The sequence below is a fragment of the Haloferula chungangensis genome (assembly GCF_042664875.1).
Classification (GTDB): Bacteria; Verrucomicrobiota; Verrucomicrobiia; order Verrucomicrobiales; family Akkermansiaceae; genus Haloferula; species Haloferula chungangensis.
On record NZ_JBHTBS010000005.1, the window covers coordinates 71,861 to 92,624 of the forward strand.

The 20,764-nt window shown below is 61.9% G+C and carries 9 protein-coding genes; 4 read left to right on the plus strand and 5 right to left on the minus strand.

The genetic code is table 11. The features are described 5' to 3' along the window. The first annotated feature begins 3 nt into the window (after positions 1-3). Together ACFQY0_RS11275 and ACFQY0_RS11280 are read left to right on the plus strand one after the other, a co-directional pair. Positions 4-1,215 (plus strand): SGNH/GDSL hydrolase family protein, encoded by a 1,212-nt coding sequence (locus tag ACFQY0_RS11275; protein ID WP_379712364.1) that lies wholly within the window; start codon positions 4-6, stop codon positions 1,213-1,215. Positions 1,216-1,236: 21 nt separating this feature from the next. Continuing rightward, positions 1,237-4,626, plus strand: coding sequence for a PVC-type heme-binding CxxCH protein (locus ACFQY0_RS11280; protein WP_379712366.1), 3,390 nt, complete (start codon positions 1,237-1,239; stop codon positions 4,624-4,626). Between the two features lie 20 nt (positions 4,627-4,646). Here the strand turns inward: ACFQY0_RS11280 and ACFQY0_RS11285 are convergent, their stop codons facing one another. Then, positions 4,647-8,018, minus strand: coding sequence for a sulfatase-like hydrolase/transferase (locus tag ACFQY0_RS11285; RefSeq protein WP_379712368.1), 3,372 nt, complete (start codon positions 8,016-8,018; stop codon positions 4,647-4,649). A gap of 392 nt (positions 8,019-8,410) precedes the next feature. Between ACFQY0_RS11285 and ACFQY0_RS11290 the strand changes: the two genes are divergently transcribed. Both ACFQY0_RS11290 and ACFQY0_RS11295 read left to right on the plus strand, forming a co-directional pair. Beyond that, a complete protein-coding gene (locus ACFQY0_RS11290; protein WP_379712370.1) occupies positions 8,411-9,124 on the plus strand; it encodes a prepilin-type N-terminal cleavage/methylation domain-containing protein in 714 nt (237 codons plus the stop codon). A 318-nt stretch (positions 9,125-9,442) separates the two neighbouring features. Beyond that, positions 9,443-11,290 (plus strand): sulfatase, encoded by a 1,848-nt coding sequence (locus ACFQY0_RS11295; protein WP_379712372.1) that lies wholly within the window; start codon positions 9,443-9,445, stop codon positions 11,288-11,290. Positions 11,291-11,310: 20 nt separating this feature from the next. Here the strand turns inward: ACFQY0_RS11295 and ACFQY0_RS11300 are convergent, their stop codons facing one another. The 4 genes from ACFQY0_RS11300 to ACFQY0_RS11315 all read right to left on the minus strand — a co-directional run bounded on the left by ACFQY0_RS11300 (position 11,311) and on the right by ACFQY0_RS11315 (position 20,756). Next, entirely contained in the window at positions 11,311-13,704 is a 2,394-nt protein-coding gene (locus ACFQY0_RS11300) for a glutamine amidotransferase (protein ID WP_379712374.1), read from the minus strand. Between the two features lie 9 nt (positions 13,705-13,713). Next, the gene (locus tag ACFQY0_RS11305; protein WP_379712376.1) at positions 13,714-15,093 is read right to left on the minus strand and encodes a S1C family serine protease; all 1,380 of its coding nucleotides are present in this window, start codon (positions 15,091-15,093) and stop codon (positions 13,714-13,716) included. 8 nt (positions 15,094-15,101) lie between these two features. After that, positions 15,102-18,773, minus strand: a complete 3,672-nt coding sequence (locus tag ACFQY0_RS11310; RefSeq protein ID WP_379712378.1) for a DUF4175 family protein — start codon at positions 18,771-18,773, stop codon at positions 15,102-15,104. A 69-nt stretch (positions 18,774-18,842) separates the two neighbouring features. Then, complete coding sequence (locus ACFQY0_RS11315) at positions 18,843-20,756, minus strand: BatA domain-containing protein (protein WP_379712380.1); 1,914 nt, start codon at positions 20,754-20,756, stop codon at positions 18,843-18,845. Positions 20,757-20,764: the final 8 nt, after the last annotated feature.

The following is a 20,764-nucleotide window of genomic DNA, read 5'->3' on the forward strand; positions in this document are numbered from 1 at the left end:
CACATGAGACCCCTTTCCATCGTCGTCGCGATGCTCCTCACGCCGCTCGTGCAGGCGGCGCCGCTCGTTCATGAGGGTGACCACATCGCCATCGTCGGCAACACCTTCGCCGACCAATTGCGCATCCATGGCTACCTTGAGACACGGCTCCAGCAAAGCCGCGATATCTCGATGCGCAACCTCGGATGGGGTGGCGACACCTTGACGGTCCGCGACCGTCCGACCGGATTTCCGAGTGAGGAATCGACGCTCAAGGCACATGAAACGGATCTCATCATCGCCTGCTTCGGCATGGGGGAATCCTTCGATGGCGAGGCAGGACTGGCGGCTTTCAAGAATGATCTAACAGCCTTTATCGTCTCTCATCAGGGGAAAGCATATAATGCCGAATGTGCCGTGCGTCTGGTTCTCGTTTCGCCGATCGCTTACGAATATCTCGGCAGCACCACTCCGGCAGTGACGGAACGCAACCGGGAGTTGGAAGCCTACACTGCGGCGATGAAAGAGGTGGCGGACGAGGTGGAGGTGCCCTTCATCGACCTCTTTGAGCCGACGCGCCGGATGATGAAGGATGCGGGAACCACCCGGCTTACGACCAATGGCATCCACCTGAATCCCTACGGCTATTGGGCTGTTAGTCGGGTGCTCGCCGAAGCTCTGCTGGGTGAATCGGTGACCCCCTGGAAGATCACGCTGGATCCGAATGCGGCCGAGGGAAGCGCCGAGGGTGTTCGCCTGGGAAAGGTCAGCCGGGAAAAGCGCGACCTTGTTTTTGCGGTTACGGAGCCCAGCGGTGCCAGCCTCGCGCCACCGGAGGGGATCGAGATTCCGGCATCGCTTGCTCCGCAAAAGGATCTGCTCGTCGTGCCGAATCTCGATCCGGGAGAGTACACGCTGATGATCGACGACGTCAAGATCACGACGGCGAATCACGCCGAATGGGCCGAGGGGGTGGCGATCGAAAATTCGCCAGCCCATCAGGAAGCGGAGGCTTTGCGCACTGCGATCAACGATAAGAATCTCCAGTTCCTTTATAGCTGGAAGGCGCTGAATCAGGTTCACATCGTCGGGGAGCGCAAACGCTCGCCCTCCGGGAAAGCCCTGCCGGCCGAACAGGTGGAGTTCAACGAACTGGCGAAGAAACGCGAGCAGGACATCCGCGAAGCCAGTGGGACAAAGACCCGCATCTGGCGTCTGATTGCCAAGGGACTCTAACCACTTTCCAACCCGCTTTTCATGAAACTCATCCCATCCACCCTGCTCGCCTCGATCCTGAGTTGCGGCGCAGGCATCGCCGTCGATACCACCGGCATCAAGTCGGCCAACCTGCAGGGCGCCGACGTCACGCTGATGACGAATCACGACCCGGCATCGGAGCTGGAGAACTTCACGATCCTGCCCGGCTACGAGGCCAACCTCTTCGCCTCCGAGCCGATGATCGCCAACCCGGTGCACATGCAGTGGGACTCGAAAGGGAGACTGTGGGTCGCGTGTTCGTGGACTTATCCTCAGGTGAAACCCGGACAGAAGGTCGACGACAAGATCATCATCCTCGAGGACACCGACAACGATGGAAGGGCGGACAAGTCGACCGTTTTTGCCGACGGACTCTATCTCCCCACCGGCATCGAGTTGGCGAATGGCGGCTGCTATGTCGGCCAGTCGCCCGACGTGCTTTTCCTCAAGGATACCGACGGCGACGACGTGGCTGACGAGCGAACGCTGGCTCTAACAGGGTTCGGAATCGAAGACAGCCACCATTCGATCAGTGCCTGGCGGCGGGGACCTGGCGGCTGGATTTACTTTCAGGAAGGACTCTTCCTCCACACTCAAGTCGAGACGCAGCGCGGCATGGTTCGCAATGTCAACGGCGGGATCTATCAATACAATCCACGCACCGAGGAATTGCGCGTTTTCAGCTCGGGCGCGGGCGGCAACCCATGGGGACATGTCTTCGACCAGTGGGGGCAGTCGTTCATGGTGAATAATCCGAAGATCCTCTACATCTCGCCGACCACGGGTAACAGCGGCGAGGCGGTTCGGATCAAACCGCTGATTACGACCTCGAAGCAATGCGGTGGGGATCTCGCCAGCGGGAGCCATATCGGCGATGATCTTCAGGGACAGCTCCTCACGGGGCGCTTCAAGAGCCGCTCGGTGGTGCGCTACGAGTTCATCGAGGATGGCGCAGGCTTCAATGCCCGGGTGCTGGATCCGCTCATCGAGTCGAGGCATCCGAATTTCCGTCCCGTCGATGTGAAAATGGGGCCGGACGGCGCGATCTACATTGCGGATTGGTATAACTCGATCATCAACCACGCGAACCACGACTTCCGCGATCCGCGTCGTGACCACGATCATGGCCGCATCTGGCGCATCACCAAGACCGCCAGCCCATTGGTCGAAAAGCCGAAGTTGACCGGACTCACTGTGAAGGATCTCGTCGGGCAGTTGGACAGCCCGGAGCCATGGACCCGCCATCAGGCACGCAAGGAGTTGAGCGAGCGCGATCCGGACGAGGTGCTGGCTGCTGCTGAAGCCTGGATCGAAACGCTCGATGTCGCCGCTGCCGGTTACCCCCATCATCTCATCGAGGCGATGTGGGCTTGTCAAAACGTCGAGCGAATCAGCGAGAGGATCCTGATGGAAGTGATTGCATCGGACTCCGGGCACGCCCGCTCGGCGGCTGCACGCATTCTTCGCTATTGGCACGCGGGGATCGACGACCCGCTGGCGCTGGTCGCGAAACTCTCGGCCGATCCCTTTCCCCGGACCCGGATGGAAGCGGTGCTTTCGGCAGGTTTCATCCCGAATGCCGCCGCTTTCGCTGCCGCACTGCATGCGCTGGACGGAGCGAAGGATCCGCTGGTCGACATGGCGCTCGAGCAGACTGACATGGCACTCGCAAAGTACTGGCGGCCGGCGATGGAGGCGGGAGAGTTGGAATTTGCGAAGGATTCGCACCGTGCCTATGCCGAGTCGATGTCCGGCATCGGATTCGGTAAGCGGCTTACGGCATATCTTGAAAATCCTTCGGCCGGCGTTCACGACGCGATCAAGGCGCAGTTCATTGACTCCGCCAATGACGAGGAGGCCGCCATGGTTCTGAAAGCGGTGACGGAGAAGGGCTTCGACCGCGACGCCACGGTTGCGCTGCTCGAAGCATTGCGGGAAATCGCGGGATCAAAGACGCCATCGAGAAGAGTGCAGCGCCTCACCAGCGGCCTGAAGGGGCTGCTGTCTTCGCCCGATGAGGAAATCGTGGTGCTCGCCATTCAGAATCTCGGTGCTTGGAAAAGCCCAAGGAGTGGAGCGGCCTTGCTCGAGTTGTTAGAGTCTTCCTCTGGCAGCGCCAACATCAAGCAGGCATCCGCCGTGGCACTGGCCCGGTTAGGGAAGGGGGCCGAATCGGAGAAACTGCTCGTCTTGAGCAAGTCGTCCGACCTTAAGACCCGCTATGCGGCGATCTGCGGATTGATCGAGGCCGACACTGAGGCTGGCGTGGATGCCATGCTCGCCGTCTTCACCGAAGACCCGGGCGATGAAGATCCGCTGCCCTTGCTTCAGGCGATCCTCAGCCAGAGGAAGGGCGCGAATGTCCTTTCCTCGAAGCTGCGCGAAGTGGAGCTTCATCCGGCAGTGGTATCGAAGCTCGCTGCCTATCATCGGAGCACCGGGCAGCTGCCTTCAAGCGTCGCCGGATTCTTCAAGGATTCCGGCAACTCCCTATCCGCAACCCTGCTCGCTGAGGACCAGGAAGCCTTGGTGGCGGACGTGGTGAAACGGGGGGACCCCTATCGCGGTGAAATGGTTTACCGCCGCAAGGAAATCTCCTGCACCAGCTGTCATGCCATCGGATCAGCCGGCGCGCAGATCGGTCCGAACCTGGTGGCCATCGGCTCCTCGGCGACACCGGGATACATGGTCGAGTCCATCCTCCAGCCGGACGCGGCGATCGCCGAGCATTACGAGAACAAGCTCATCACGATGAAGGACGGCAGCGTGCGGATGGGAGTGGTCACCTTTCAGTCGGACAAGGAGTTGCAGTTGCTCGACTCCGCCCAAGGGAAGGAGATCCGCTTGCCGGTGGAGGATGTCGCCCGTCAGCAGGACATGCCTTCGCTGATGCCTGCTGGTCTTGCCGATCAGCTTGAAAGCCGCCAGGATTTCCTCGACCTCGCGAAATTCCTCTCCGTCCTCGGGCGCTCCGGGGACTTCGCGGAGGACGAGAGCCCGGTGATCCGCAAGTGGCGACTCACCGCCGCTCCATCTAACAGCGAGCTTCCCGACACGCACGCCACGTGGACCACGGCCTACAGCAAGGTGAATGGTGAGCTTCCAGCGGAAGAGCTTGCTGCCATTGGCGAGGTCTTTGCCCGCGGCGCGATCGAAGTGCTGACAGCGGGTGAGGCCACGCTCGACATATCATCGACTGTCGGGCTCCGATTGTGGGTCGACGGTAAGGAAGTCGCCGATCTGAAAACACCTTTCTTTCTGGAGCGCGGGCGTCACGAAGTCACCTTTCGCATCGACACAGCATCCCGAGGGGATCAAGCCGGGCTGCGAGTGGAAGTCATGACACCTCCCGCTTCGCCGCTGAAATTTCAGGTGGAAGGCGGGGTTTGAGCGCAGTTCTCGCTGGGGGACTACATCCCGTCGCTCGTCACGACACGGAAGAACTTGCTCCGCTCCCCGTCGCCGAGAGGGATGGAGTTCACACTTGTTTCAGGGGCACCGGCAGCTCCGGGGATGAAACTCAGGACATCGGTCCAGCTGTTAGGGAGGAGGCTGTCGGAGCACTGGATCGTGTAGAGCCGGGTATCGACTGATTCGAAGGTGAGATCGATGGCCGTGCCGCCTTCGGATAACTCGATCGAGCTGATCTTGAAAGGCTCGACGGGAGAGATGGCGGCGCGCGGCTGGAGTTCGGAGAGGGAGAGAAATCCATCGGTGATACTGAGCTCGTCGATGAGCCCATCGAAGGCGCAGTCGATGACGCCGGAGCTGTTGAAGTGGGCGCCGATGGTGAGCGGGCCGGCGTTCGCGGTGCCGGTGATGGTCACGACCTGCGTATCGACCTGGTCGTCGAGGGTGAAGCGGACCACGTCGTTCACGGGATCGAGCGCGACACTGATGTGGTGCCATTCCGTGTCGGGGATGGCGAGGGTGGAAAGGATCGGGCCGGAACCGAGATGCAGGGCAAGCCGGTTGAACGTGGTAACGTCTCCGAAGGAACCGGCGGAGGCTAGGAAAAGGTAGTCGAGGTTGGAGTCACTGGCACCGATGACCTTCTTCATGACGACGGGCATCGAGCTGGCGAGGTTGTTGCCGTCGGGCATGGTCTCGAGTTTCACCCAGGCCTCGAGGGTGAAGGGGGCCGCGCCGAAATCGAGCTCGCGGGCGTCAGGGACCTGGGCGTAGTGCTGGAGATCCTGTTCGAAGTCGAGCGAGAGCGTGTTGGTTTCGCCGACGACGAGGTCGACGCGGTTAGCGGTCGCAGCAGAGAAGACGGGCGGCGCTTGTCCGGTGCCGCTGGCGGCGGTGCCGTGGTTCCCGAAGGGGAAGCGATCGGCGAGGGTGCTCGCAGGCTGTCCGGCAACGCCGTCCTCGAAACGCAGCAGCGTGCGGTCGCCGAGGAAGGCGTCGGCATCGTCGTTGAGAAGGCGCTGCTCCATGAGCATTTCCTCGAGTTCCTGGCGGATGGCCTGATAGGCGGGTGCGTCGGCGATGTTGGGCACGCCGTGTTCGGGGAGAAGTTCGAAGGGGTTGGTCTCGAGGTCGAACATCTGGGTCACCTGGGTGGCATTGCCGCCGACATCGTATTTGATGAGTTTGAAGCGTCCTTCGGTGATTGCCCGCATGCCGGGTTTGCTGCCGCCGGAGTAGAGGCCGTAGATCGAAGTGCGCGCCGTATCACTGGTGCCTTCGAGGACGGAGCGGAAACTCTGGCCGTCGTCATCGTCGATGGTGTCGGGAAGGTCGAGTCCGGCGAGATCGCAGAAGGTGGGGAAGGTGTCGTGGAGATAGACGAGGGCATCCGTTTCGCTGCCGGCGGCGATGCCTGGCCCGCGCACCAGGTAGGGGACCTTCCAGGTGTGCTCGTAGAGGTTCTGCTTTCCTTGTAGTCCGTGGCGGCCGATGGCGATGCCATGGTCGGCGGTGAAGACGATGTAGGTGTTGTCGAGGACGCTGTCGGAGGGGTCGCCATCGCCGTCGGGGTCTTCCAGTTTCGCGAAGACACGGCCGAGCTGCTGATCGATCCAGTCGACGCAGGCGAAGTTGCGGCCGATCTCATTTCGGACGACGGCTTCGCTTCGATACTGGAGGATGCCCGGCGCGGTGTTCTCGTCACGGACGTTGAGATGACCGTGGTCGAAGGGGTGGAACGGGTAGTTGGCGGGGGTGCCGGTGGCTTCGTTAATCGGGAGGTGGTTGATCGGCAGGGGCGGGGCGTTCGGATTCAGCCTGAGGGATCCGGGATTAGTGGTGTTGACGCAATTGTAGAACGTGGCAAGGGAAGGCTGGGCGTTGCGCTCGTCGTGCGGATGGGAGAAACCGAGATACATTAGGAAGGGTTTGCCGATCGGGCGGTGCTTGCTGCGCCAGTCATCGATGTGCTCAATGCTGCGGTCGGCGTGCCACTCGCTGCCATTGCCCGCCGTGTTGCCGCGTTTGGTGGCATCATTGACCGTGCTGAACTCAAGATTGGCGGTGGGGTAGCTGTTGCCGTTCTTGCAGGTCCGGTAGGTGGCGTGGGGCAGCGGAGTCATGCCGGAGCGGACGCCCCGGTTGAAGATGCCGGGGAGGGTATCGGCGGCATTGCCGCCTCCGTTGGCGTCGGTCTGAGCGGACCAGGTGTTGCGACCGGTCATGATGCAGGTGCGCGAGCCGGTGCAGACGGCACCGGTCCAGGAACCCATGATGCGCACCTGGTGGAAGAGCATGCCTTCGGCGGCGAGTCGGTCGAGGTTCGGGGTGCTGATGGGATAGGGCTGGCTTGCGGCGTCACCTTCCACCGGTTCGGAATTGCGGTAGGCATTCAGCGCGTAGGTGTCCATGTCATCGGCGATGATGAACAGGAAGTTGGGCGGTTCGACGATGGGCGCCGGGTTGCCTCCTTCTTCGGTGCTGGGCGCGGACTCAAGGTTGTCGATATTTACCGAGGTGACGACGTAGTAGTAGTTCGTGCCGTTGACGGCGGTGTCATCAAAATACTCGCTCACCTCAGAGGTGCCGATCTGGGTGTAGGGTCCGCCCATGGTGGTGGAGCGCTTGATGCGATACTCGAGCAGACCGGGCTGTGGGTAGTCGTCCCAATCGAGGTGGATGAGGTGGTTGCCGGCGGTGGCGACGACATGGGTCGGGGTCGTCGGCGCGGGGGGCGGGCCGGACTGGGTGACGAGGATGGCATTGACGTGGACGTTGCCGAAACCGTTGGTGGCATGGGTGAGCAGCTGGGTGGTCCCGCTGGCGGTGAAATAGCCGACCGCGTGTTGACCCCAGCCGGAGCCGACGCTGGAAAGGTCCACCTTGCTAGGAGTCGGGGATTCGCCGTCGCCGAAAGTCATGACCCGGCCGGAGCGCTGGTCATTGAAGAAGACCTGGACCTGGTAGCTGGTGCCGTCGGTGAGACCGGTGATGGTCTGGGTGCCGCTGGTGATGCTGGCGGAGCCGGTGTAGGCGAGAGATCGGATGGCGATGTCGAAGTTGGCGTCGCCGGTGCTCGGGGCTCCGTTAGAAGCGTTGCCCAAGGTTCCTGCGGCGGGTGCCGGCGTGAAGCTCAGGTTGGTGTAGTCGCCACCGGTGAAGGAATAGTTCTGGGTTCCGCTCAGTCCCCCTCCGGTGATGGCCGCGGCATTTCCGCCACTGAAGGCGAGGACGACAGTGCCCTCGATGAGCTGGGACTTGGAGCTGGTATCGGTTGGAGTGCTCCAGGAAATGGGAGCGGCATGGGCCGCGCACAGGGAGCCGGTTGCGACCAGCAATCGAACGAGGAAGAATCGGAATAATGGGTTCATTCGGTGTCGCGGAGGCAAGTCGAAATTCATGGGTTTTGAAGGGCGATCAGGATTCAAGGAAGACGGGCAATGCTTCTTAGAAGAGGGAGATAGCAGATCAGGGGGGAAGCGGAATATCTTTTTGGACCCAGGAGGACAGGGCGATGCTGCTCGGCGAGCGGATCGACAGGGAAGGGGGCAAGGATCTCGGTGGGTATCCTCATTTTTGCGGATACACAAACGCGGGAATGATTATACTTTGGGATTTCCTGACGCGCCAATTCAAGACCGCGTCTCTCCATCGCTTTCGATGGTGATTGATAAAAACCCATCCAATGAAAATCAACAAAGCTCAGAAAGCATTCCTCGCTCCGACATTGATTCGATCACGGTTCGTGGACGCCCGGCCCTTCATGGTTCGCGGCTTCACGTTGACTGAATTAATGGTAGTGATTGTCATTGTCTCGATCCTTTCCGCGATTGGTTTCAGCGTCTCGAAAAGAGCTATCAGCAAGGCCAGGACTTCAGCCTGTCTCAGCAATCTCAGGCAGATGGCAATTATCGCCACGACCGAAGCCTCGGAACGGGGCTACTACCCCCCGATCACCAGTCAGACAAAAGGGTCGGGTGGCGCAGTGTCGAACAATGGGGATCATTTCTACTCGCTGATTACCCATCAGTCCTGTGCTTCCTGCCCTGCGGCGAAGTTCACGGGGTTCGATCCGGATAATGGGAAAATCATTACATCTTACGGAGCGAACCCATCGATTATGCCCAATCATGTTACCAATGATGATGGCACGACGAGCAATCCTCTTGTCCGGCCTGCTCAGATCAAGCGTCCTTCCGAGGTAATTCTTTTGGGCGATTCCGCCCAGTTCACCAGCAAGCCGAGAGCGCTCGGATTTATTTCCAGGTGGTATGGGAAAATGACAGGAGATCAGAAATTCGCCAACCGCTCGCTGACCACCGCGGAGGTTCCCGCTGGTGGCTTTTGGGACGAGGATGTGCCCACGCTCCCGTTCAGACACGATGGGAAAGCCAATGTCGTTTTCGTCGACGGTCATGCCGCCACCATCAGCCAACTTGAGGATCTCAAGCAAAAGAATCTCTACTACAATTACTGAGAAAGGATTCATGGGTGAGTGCTGACATTTGTGTCAGCTCCTTCTGATGAATTCGCAGCTCGTCTTCATCTCCGTCGCCGTGCGCGGCGCGACAGGTCAGTGTGACAAGTACATCCCTGATTTCTGTCATCAGGTATCCTGCCATTTAACTTGATTTTCCCTGATGTCTGACAAGGCTGAGTGGGTGGTTTTGCGATAGGGATGGGATAAGATTGCGGGGTTGCTCGGTGGCTGAATAGCCAGATCTGCTTCGTCATCACTCTCCTGATGTAAAATCACGAATGCTCGTGTTTCATGAAGTCTTCCATCTTTATCTCAATGGCTCTGCTCATCAGTTGGCTGAGCTCGGGTAGCCTGCAGGCGGTTCAGCAGCCAAACATCATTATATTCTATGTGGATGATCTTGGATGGCAGGATGTGCAGATCAACGATGTTGATGAGCCTTGTCCTTATGAGACGCCAAACGTGATTAAGCTTGCCGAGTCCGGGATGAATTTCACCCAGGGCTACGCACCGGCGCCGAGTTGTTCGCCATCGCGGGCCGGCATCATCACCGGGCAGCATCCGGCCAAGATCGGCATGACCCATGTGCATCTTGGCGCGATCAAGCCGGGAAGAAAGACCGATCCCCTGGTGCCGCCCTACCTCGAAAACCACCTGGATCTGAATTTGCTGACCCTGGCGGATGCGATGAAAGCCAACGGCTACCGCACCGGGCATTCCGGCAAGTGGCACGTCGGTCTGAATGCGGCCAACTACGGCTTTGAAGTGGTCAACCAGGATCGCGGGCCGCATCGCGGCATGGACGACCGCACCAAGGGTTTCGCCACCGCCGATGACAAGAACTACCCGCTCAGCAAGGAGAAGTACCCGCCGACCAGCGACAAGCATCCGGAAGGAATCAGCTACCCCTACGATGAGGTCACGGAGTCGGCGATTCGCTTCATGTCGGAAAGTGGCGATCAGCCGTTTTTCCTCAACCTCTGCCACTGGATGGTCCACTGGCCGGTCCTGACCCGCAACGGCGAGTTGCTCGAATACTACTGCGACAAACTCGGTCAACCCTTTCCGCCGAAGCCGGGCGACATGTCGCTGCCGGGACAGCAGAACCCCTATTTCGCCTCGATGGTGACGACGGTCGACTGGAGTCTCGGCCGCGTGGTCGACTTTCTGAAGACGACCGACGACCCGAGAAATCCGGGCAAGAAGCTGATTGAGACGACCTACATTTTCTTCACCTCGGACAATGGCGGAGCCGAGAAGCACGGCAAGGAAATCATCTCCGACAACGCGCCCTTGAAGTATGGAAAGACGCATCCTGAAGACGGGGGCGTTCGCGTGCCGATGGTGATCGCCGGGCCGGGAATCAAACACGGCAGCCGCTTCGATGGACTCGTCAATCAACTCGACTACTTCCCGACGATCCTGGAACTGACTGGATCGAAGGTGGCGCCGGACGACTTCGAGGAACTCAGCGGGCTCGATATTTCGCCCGTGCTTGAGGGCAAATCAGAGCAGGTTGTCGACGCCAAGGGCAACGAGCGCGCCCAGCTTTTCTGGCACTTCCCTCACAACGGCATGGATTCCATGAAGTCCGCGATCCGCAGCGGTGACTTCAAGCTCTACAAGCGCTACGCGACGAACGACTACGAGTTGTATCAACTCTACAAGGACGGCCAGCGAAACGACTTCGAGGAGGTCCATGACCTCGCGAAGAATCCGGAGTTCAGCTCGGTGGTCGAGAAACTGAGCGCGGCACTCGAGGCGGAGCTTGCCGCGAACCACGCGGAGGGTCCCTATTTGAATCCTGATTACTCGAAGAAGAAAACACCGTCGGCGATGCTCTCGCAGCCGAAATATGATCGGGGCAGCCGTCAGGCGACCTTGTCTGTTGAAACCTCAGGACCAGCGGTCAAAAAGGCCTGGGTGATCTATCGCCCGGAAGATCCAAGCGCCAAACACCGATACAAGGAAATGGTCAGCGAGCCGGACGACGCGAAGTTGCCGGGCATGCGTGAGCCGGCAAGCATCGATGCCGACGGCTACCGCGTCACTGCCGAGATCCCGGCCGGCAACCCTGCCTACTGCTTCGCGATCATCGATGCGAATGGCTACCTGACATATAGTAAAACCGTGAAGGCCTCGGTTTCAGCGAAGGGAAAATGAAGCCGTGGCGACTCGTTCTGCTAGCGCTCTAACAACCTCGCCGGGTAGCCCGCCTTGCGACGGAGGCCCCATTCGATGGTGAGCACGCTCAGGATGAGCAGCCAGCACCACCAGCGGTCCCACAGCGGTTCGACGTAGCGTGTCTCCGCTTTCTCGGCCATCGAAACGACTTGCTGCAGCGCGGCAAGGGCGTCGGCGGGCGTCGCGACGACTTGACCTCCGGTGCTTGCGGCGAGGTCTTCCATCAACACGCGGTCGGGCACGGTGTTCTCGAACTCGGGACTGAGCTTCAGCACACTGACACGGATCTCGTCGCGGAGGGTCTCGTCGCGATGGCGGGCGGTGAACAGCACGCTCAGGACGCTGCCGGAAATGGCATCCGGAATCCGAACTTGGCCGGTGAACTCGCGTCGACCGGCGTTCCATTCGAGGCGTTGCGGCTTTGAGCCAGGCAGCGAAAGTCGTGCGGTGACGTCCAGCTCGGGGAGCTCCTCAAGCGGCAAGGCGGCGAAGACCTCGGCGGAGATCGCGACTTCCTCGCCGGGGTGGAGGCCGGTGGACTCGATCTGGCCGAGGAGTCCGGTCTTTTGTTGGCAGACGCTGTTTTCTCCGAGCCAGCGGACGGTGTTGATCCAGAATCGCGCGTAGTACGGGCTGGGGTGGGTGATGGCCTCGTCCGAAAAGACGGCCCGCGTCGGCGGCGGACGGAACAGAACGCTGCCACGTCCCAACTCCTGGGCGTCGGGCGAAACATGGTTGCCGGTGGCATCGCCGCCCCAGCCGAGGTAGATGCGGCCCCAGCCGCCGTTGATGTCGGAAAGATAGGCCATCGAGCGTCCGCGGCCGTAGTTCTGAACGGCGAGCAAGGGGCCGCCGCCATCCTCGCGCATGCCCAGCAGGGTCGCTCCGGGCTTGGCGCGCTTGATGTCATGGTAGCCGGTGAATGGCGGATGCGCGTCGAGCAACTTCCGGTTGGCGGCGGGGTCGTCGAGGATCTTCCAGATCGGGTGATCCGCCACCGCCGCGGGAATCTTGAAGCCGGTCAGGGCTTTCGTGTAGCCATGGCCGAAATTCACCATGTCGACCGGAGTGATCTTCTCCCACGGGGTCCGGTCGTAGTTGCCGGCGTCGAAAGAGGTGTAGCCACCGATCATGCAGAAGCCGCCACCTCGTTGGGTGACCAGCTCGACGACCGACTCCATCTGGTCGTGGTTGAAATTCCCGACCGGGACATCGCTGCAGATCACGACATCGTAGTCGAAGATGTCGGCACGGCGGGCCGGAAAGCCTCGTGAAGGGTCGAGCTGGAAATAGCCGTCGTTAAAACTACGAACGTAGTAGAGATTCGGGCTGTCCGATCGCTGGCTCAGCGGGGTGAAGGAGTCGACCTCGATCTCGCCGGTGCTCTCGAGCGCCCGCGAGACGAACTCCATGTCGTTCCAGAAATAGGAGGCGTCCTTTCCCGCAACCATCCGACGGTGGTGCGTGCCTTCGAGAAAGAGCACGCGGAGTTTGCTGGTGCGGACCTCGATGGTGAAGCTGGTGCTGTTGTCCGCGGTGGTGATCTCCCGCGGGTCCTCGCTGAGTTCGACGCGGTAGGTCTCGGTGCGCAGTCCCGTGGTGATGGGAAGCTTGAGCTCGATGGGCTCCGGAGAGGCCTGGATTTCCTGCTCGGCGATGCTTTTCCCGGTCTCGTCGAGGACCTTCAGGCTGAGCGTTTCGCCCTCCTCGTAGCCATCGGTTCGCAGGGCGATGCGGACAGGAACCCGCGTTTCGGCGCGGGCGGAGCGCGGGGCTTCGATGTGCCTGATGGTGGCGTTGCGCGGTGGGGCGTCGTCGCCAAGCGTGTGGGTGAACAGCCGAATGCCCATGCTGCGGGCGCGGGCGAGAGCGCTGCTGAGCTCGGCCCGGTCGTGGATGCGGCCGTCGCTTACGACGATGATGGCGGCGGGAAGGACCTTGCCGGCGGCATCCAGACTCCGGTTGAGCGCGGCGCCAAGCTGGCTGCTGTCGCCGGCGATGGTGAGCGACTTCAAGTCGTCGACCTGATGGAGGGTTTCGCCAAAGGCGGAGAGCCGGGGCGGCAGTCCGGGACCGCGTGCTTCGACAAGCGGGGCTGCCCATGCCTTCGCGCGATCGAGGCGGGTTTCGGGGGCGTCGAGGCCCATGCTGGACGAGCAGTCGATCAGAAGCAGGGTCTCGACCTCCGGGGCTTCCGCGTGACGGGAGGCGACGGGATTGAAGAAAAGAAGAAGCAGCAGGCCGATCAGGGTGAGCCGGCAGAGCAGGATCGGAACGCGCAGGCCTTTGCGGACGCTGGCTTTGCTACGAAAGGTCCAGTAGATCGCCGTCAGGACGGCCAGCACGGCGAGGGCGATCGCGGGTTCCGGGGGTAGGCGGGGTGAGAAGTTCATGCGGGATTCCTAGCGGTCGAGACGGAGGGCGAGGACGGACTCGTGTCCCTCGTGGAGGACCGTGACTTCGTTCACGCCTTGGCGAAATGTCGCCTCGGCAGCGGCGAAATTCGGGGTCGGCTTGCCGTTGACCTCGATGATGAGCATGCCGACGGCGAGCTTCCGGGAGAGGGCCGGATCTTCGGGCAGCTCGATGACCTCGAGACCCTCGCGCTCCCCGCGCTTTGTCTGCTTAAGCTTCACTCCGGGGAGCGACAGGAGTTCAAACTCGGCATCGGCTGCGCCGCTTTCCTCGGGGTCGGCGAGGACCGCGGTGAGTTCGAGGGCTTCGCGCATCTCGCCGCGCCTAAGCGTGAGCCGGAGATCATCACCCGGCTTGTGGAGCGAGACGGCGATGCGGAAGGCGGCGCGGTCGAGCGCCTCCCGACCGTCGACCGAGACAATGAGGTCGCCGGGGAGAACGCCTGCCTCGGCGGCGGGTCCACCTTTGAGCGTCTCATCGACGAGCACGCCGCTGATTTTTTCGAGACGGAGACGGGTGGCGTCGCTCGCCGTGAGCTCGCGGACCTTGATGCCGAGCAGACCGCGTTTCACTTCTCCATCCTCAAGCAAGCGGGTGCAGATGTGGCGGGCGAGGTTCGACGGCACCGCGAATCCGATCCCGACATTGCCACCTGCGCCGGAGTAGATGGCGGTATTGATGCCGACCAGGCGACCGCGCGAGTCGGCCAGCGCGCCGCCCGAATTGCCGGGGTTGATCGGGGCGTCGGTCTGGATGAAGGACTCGTAGCTGCCCGGACCGCCGAGGTTGAGGCCGCTGCGGTTGAGCGCGGAGACCATGCCCTTGGTGGCCGTCAGGCCGATCTTGAAAGGGTTGCCGACGGCGAAAACCTTGTCCCCCACCCGCACCTGATCGCTGTTGGCGATCGGCAGGACCGGAAGGTTCGTGGCGTCCACTTTGAGCAAGGCGATGTCAGTGAGCCGGTCCGCGCCGAGAATGCGAGCCTGGAAGCGACGGCGGTCGGTGAGCTCGACGGTGATCGAGTCGGCGAGCTCGCCGGTGCTGAGATGGACGACGTGGCTGTTGGTGACGATGAGTCCGTCGCTGGTGAGGATCACGCCGGAACCCACGCCCTGGAAATCCCCGTCCGGATCCTTGGAGGCGTCCGGGTCGAGATTGAAGAAGCGATCCATGAGTTCGCTTTCCGACTGCTCGTCGTCCTCCAGCAGTCGGGCCGGAAAGACGCTGACGATGGCCGGCGTCACCCCGGCGAGGATGACGGAATCACCTGAATCGTGGTCGGCCGGCGATTCATCTACGGGAAACGTCGTATCCCCGGAAAGCGGAAGAGCCGGGAGCAGGGCGAATGCGAGAAGGAGGCGGATCATCACGGGTTTCAGTTTTCCAGGTCCTCGGGGAAATCATCGGAGAGTGCGCGGAAGTAATCCTCCACGGCGCGTTTGTAGGCCAGCGGCACCTTTTCTTCGCCGGTGTCCGGGAAGTTGCGTTTGATGAGTTCGTCGAGGAGCACCACGAGCCGTTGTTCGGCGGCGGCGAGAGGTTCCAGAAGCCCGGGGAGTGGCTGGGCGCTGTTCTGAAGACTGCTGGCGACTCTTTGGAGTTCCTCGTCCTGGAAGCGCGAGAGTTCCTTGGCGAGTTCGCCGACGGATTCTCCGGGGTTTCCGGTCTGCGTGCCGTTCGTTCCCTGACCTCCCGAGCCGGACCCCTCGCCCGTGCCATTCGAGGGAGAACCTGGATTTCCAGACCCCTGCGCGGCCTCGGCCTGCTCGCGGAGGCTGCGCGCTTCGGCTTCGAGTCGGGCAAGCTGCTCGAGTTTGCTTTGGGCAAGGCGCTGCTGTTCCTTGCTCAGTTCTTCCGCGAGTTTCTCCAGTCGTGAGGCGAGATCCTGAGCGGATTTCCGGTCCTCGGGGGATGGCTTGCCGCCATCGGCGAGTGATTCCGCAGCGGCCTCCAGGTCCTTGGCCAGGTCCTCGGTATTGGCGGACTCACGAATGTCATTGAGGGCTCCGTTTTCGCCCGATGCTTCTTCCTTTGAAGCGAAGTGCTTGAGGACGTCCTCCATCATCTCGGCTTCGCGCGCGCTTTTGGCGAGGGCTTCGGCACGCTGCTCTTCGGGAGACTGGCTTTCGGCGGTTTGTCTCGGGGATGAGTTAGGGCCTCTGGTGATCTGGTCATCGCTGCCCCGTCCTTGCCCCTGGCCTTGGCCTTGGCCTTGCCCTTGCCCTTGCCCTTGCCCTTGCCCTTGGCCTTGCCCTTGCCCTTGCCCTTGCCCTTGCCCTTGCCCTTGTCCTTGTCCTTGTCCTTGTCCTTGTCCTTGTCCTTGTCCTTGTCCTTGTCCTTGTCCTTGTCCTTGTCCTTGTCCTTGTCCTTGGCCTTGGCCTTGGCCTTGGCCTTGACCCTGGCCCTCGCCCTCGCCCTCGCCCTCGCCCTCGCCTTCACCTTCACCTTCACCTTCACCTTCACCCTCACCCTCACCCTCACCCTCACCCTCACCCTCACCCTCACCCTCACCCTCACCCTCACCCTCACCCTCACCCTCACCCTCGGCGCCTTCTTCGCCCGGCGATTCGCCGGCCGCTGGCGGGCTGCTCGAGGCGGGTGCGTCTTCGGTGGATTCGTTTTTGGCGATCGGCTCGCTTTTCTCTGCCGCATCGGGAAGCGGTCGGGCGGTTTCGGCGGCTTCCTGACTGGCCTCGGCCATTTCGGCGAGGGTCTCGGCCTTGTTGCTTTCATCGAGGGCGCGCAGGTGCTTCGCGACTTCGTCGAGCAACTCCGCAGACTCGATCAGCGCCGGCAGGGCTGCCTGGGGACGGTTTGAAATCAGTTCGCGGTCCGCCGTATCCATGCGCTCCTCGGCTTCGCTCATGCGGCTGACCAGCAGTTCGGTGCGCTCGGGGTGGTTGACCAGGTCGCTGAAGAGCTCGCCGGCATCGACGAGGGCGAGTTCCTGGCGTTGTTGATGGGGCTTCAGGTCGGCTGCCGGCTTTTCGGAAAGTTGCTTGTGGATGTCGCGTTCTTCCGCGGCGAGACGTTCGGCTTCCGCGGCCAGATCGGCAAAGGGCTCCGGCGATCCCTCGGCAGGCTTCTTCCCCGGCATCTTCGACTTCACGATCAACTCCATCAGGTGCTTGCGGATTTCCAGCAGGGTTGAAAGGGCGGCGTCTTCGCGATCGAAACCACGGGCGAGATCGGCCGCATTCAGCACGGTGGCGGCTTCGAGCATCTGCTTGGCGGCAATGTCGAAGAGCGCGAGGTCGTCCTGGCCCACCCCAAGCAGAACCAGAGCCTGATGAAGTTCCAAAGTGAGCCGGCTGATCTCGCTCTGGCGCTCCGCGAGCTCGCGGCAGAGTTCCTGCGGCGGGCTGGCATTCACGAACAATTCGCGCTGCTCGAAGGTGTCGGAAAGGAGCAGGCGCTGCATGCCGATGAGTGCTTCCAGGTCGGCCATTTCCTCCTCTCCCGGAGGTGGTCCCATTCCCGGAGGAAGCTCCACCATCGAGCTGCGCAGTTTGAACTGCTTGATGTCGATGCTCTTCAGTTTGCTGACGGCGCGCTGCCCGTCGCGGGGTTTGTGGTCGGTGGCGAAGGCGTAGAGGCGGACGTTGTCGCGGACGGAAAGGGGAAACTGCTCCATCGCCGCGACGACCGCTTCAGTCACCTTGAGCTCGTCCTTCGATTCCAAGGTGCGCTCGAGAATGGTGACCGCCTTGCCCTGGGCTTCGAGGATCAGGCCGAAGGTGGCGATGCCGTAGTCATCCTTGATCTGGATGCGCACGGGCACTTCGGCGATCGCCGTCACGGTGGCGTCCTTGGACGGGTCGACGATTTTGACTTCCGGCAGCTTGTCCTTTTTGCCGTTCATGCGGAAGGCGACGGGCTCGATCGATCGCCCTTGCGCGTCGACCCCTTCGAGGCGGTAGAGCGTCTCTCCGGATGAAAGACGGTAGTCGAGGGTGGCTTGCGAGTCCGCGACCTTCAGAGGGGTGATGGTGCCGTCGGGAAAATGGAGGGAGGCTACCTCCATGCGCGCGCTCATCTCGAAGCGGAGTCGAACGTGGGAGCCTTCGATGCCGGTGACATCGGCGTTGGCGAGTTCGACTTCGGGGAGGCCGGTGTAAGCCGGCGGGGTGAGCGTCGCGGAAGAAGAGAGCAGGCGCGCGGGCTCACGATTTTCCATGAAGGCAACCGATGAACGGCCGTCGCCCGAAACGACATGATAGTGGAAGCTCGACTCCCGGCCCATCGGGATGGCTTCGAACTCGCCGCCGCGTGGTGTTTTTTCCATCGGCAGCTCGGTGAAGGAACCGTCCGGCTCATGAATGAGCAGCGTGGCCTGGTCGGCTTTCCGTCCGTAAACTTCGGCGCGGATCTGCGGCAGGTGGGTGCTGGTGAATCCATCCTGATCGGTTGTCAGAAGCACTTTCGAATAGGTGATGTCGGCGCCGGGACTCAGGAATCTCGCGAAGCCGGTTCGGAAATCCTGCCAGCTCGAGAGGAGCAGGATCAAGACGAGCAAGGTCGCGATGCCGATCCCGAGCCAGCGCTTCGTCGCCTTGCGCGGAAGGATGGCCGGGAGGTCGATGAAGCGCAGGCTGCCATGCGCCCGCTCCATCAGTGCCTTCGCGAAGTCGGGCGAGATGCCGTGCTTCTTCGGATCGGGCATCGCCGCGACATCGTTGGCGGTGCGGAGCATTTGTCCGAGTTCCGGATGCGCCTCTTCGATTTCGCGGGTCGCGGTGTCGGTGGTGAATCGCCGGATTGGCAGAAAGGCGTAGCGGATGACAATTCCCGCTGCGATGAGAAACAGGACGAGCCAAGCCATCGCACGAAGCTGCCACGGCAGACTTGTTAGAACGTCCGCGATGATCAGCGCGATCGCGGCGAAGGTGAGGATGCCGATGGCCCGCCCGAGGGTGGAGAGCAGGAACAGGCGGTGGGCCTGGCCGACAAAACCTTTCAAGGGTGGCGAATCCCGCGGTCCCTGCACGGGAGCTTTCGCCTGCCGCCGGGACCGGGGAAGCGGTGGTGGGTTGTTCAGGCGGTCCATGGTTCGCGGGAGTTAAGGGGTGAGCAAAGCACAGAAGGGATCAGGCGGAAAGAAATTGGGCCGGGCGATTCAGGACTCGGCCCCGCTGAGGAGCCTCCGGTCCGCGAGGGTGTTTTCGACAATCAGGACGAGCAGCAGGGCGAGAAGAAGCCAGGGCCAAAGTTCGTGGTTTTGCTCGGCCTTGGCCGACTTGCCTGGAACGGGCTCCGCCGGGCTTTGCGGGACGGCTTCCGGAATGCCGAGGGATTTGCGGAAAGCCGCGGCGCTGGCGATTTCGGGATTCATTTCGGTGACATCGGCGCTGACGAGGGTGATCCGTCCGGCATCATCGCGGTAGCTGCCGGGCGCCCGGTCATCGGCGAGGCCCGGGGTGGTTTCCAGGATTTCAGAGGCCATCGACCGGTAACCCGCGAGGTGGGAAAAGGTTTCCCTCATCAGTGGCACGAAGAGGGTGCTCAGCGGAAAGTCGCCCCACTCGCGCGTCAGCGGATGGGCGAGAACCATGACCGGTGCCTGGCCATCGCTGCGCTTTCCGCCTTCCAGCAGCAGCGGGTGCTTGCTGGAAAACGAGGCAAGCGCGTTCCAGTCCGCGCCGGCTTCGATGACGAAGGCATCGCGAACAATGGTGCCGCGCAAGGCCTCGGCGGGCAGGGCGCTGAGGGCGGGATGATCGATGTCCCAGTGGGTGACCGGCGCCATTCGCGACTGCGAAGGAAGTTTCAAGTCGGGGAAAAGACCGAGGGCTTGAAGAGTGGCGTGGGAGTTCGGATCGCTCAGCTCGCCGAGCACGAAAAGCAGGCCGGCCCCCTTGGCGTTCGCCTGCCTCAAGGCCTCGGCTTCGATTTTGCTGAAGCTGGCCACATTGCACAGGGCGATGGCGTCAAAGTCATCGAGCATGATGATCCCGTCGCGCGTGGTGAGGGCGTTGCTCAGGGTGGTGGTGAAGGGTGATTGGCCGTGGGAAGCGCCCGAAGCAAGCAGCGCCTTGTTCAGGAAATAGGCTTCGCCGAGAAAGGGCGAGGACCCCGGATCACCATCGACTAACAGCACCTTCTTGCGGTCCTTGAGTTGGAAGGAAAAGTCGCGTCGATCGTCGGCCGTCCACGGATCAAGGCTGTCGATCGAAACGCTGCCGCTCAGTTCGGTGAGCTCGCCGCTGCGGCACAGGAATCGGACACGACCGCCCTCGGGAGGAATGGGCATCCGCTGCGAGGACCCACCTTCCAACTGGAGCGTGAGCTTCTTGTCCGCGAGCTCGCGGGCGTGCGGCGTGCCGAAAACCCGGACGACGACGTCGATCTGGTTGCTCTTCTCCTTGAAAGGCGTGGCGAGGGTGACGCTTTCGATGGCGAGGTTGTGCTTGGCCGGGGCCGCGACCGCATGGACCTCGGTCATCACTCCCGAAGGCCAGAGTCGAGGCGGAGTGCTCGGCAGCGGGGATAGCTGAAGGTCGGTGATCAGATGGATGGTGCCTGGCGGGTGCTCGGAGTTCGCCAGATGCTCGACGGTCCAATCGATCGCCGCGGTGTAGTCCGTCGGCGCCCCGGCGATGGCGGCCGGATGATCCGTGGGGCGGACCACGTCGGCGAACTCCGCGATGGTCAGCGTGCCTTCCGCGGGCATGTCCTTTCGGATGCGTTCGAGGATCGCGGCGACGCGCTCCGCGGCTTCGGGATGGGCAAGGCTGCCGGATGAATCGACGAGCACGACGCTTTCCGCATCCCCCGGCTGTCCGGCTTCGCTGCTGAGCCAGAACGGTCGGGCGAAGAGCAGCGCCAGCAGGAGAAGAAGCATCATCCGGGCGATCAGCAGCGGCCAGTTCTCGATTTTCCGTAGGGACCTTCTTTCCTGAACCGCGGATGTTAGAAAGCGCAGGGTGCCGATGCGCACCCGACGAAAATTCCGGCTCCGGCTCATGTGAATGAGGATCGGCACCGCGATGGCGAGCCCACCTAACAGAAACAGGCTATGGACGAATGACATGGCGCGGG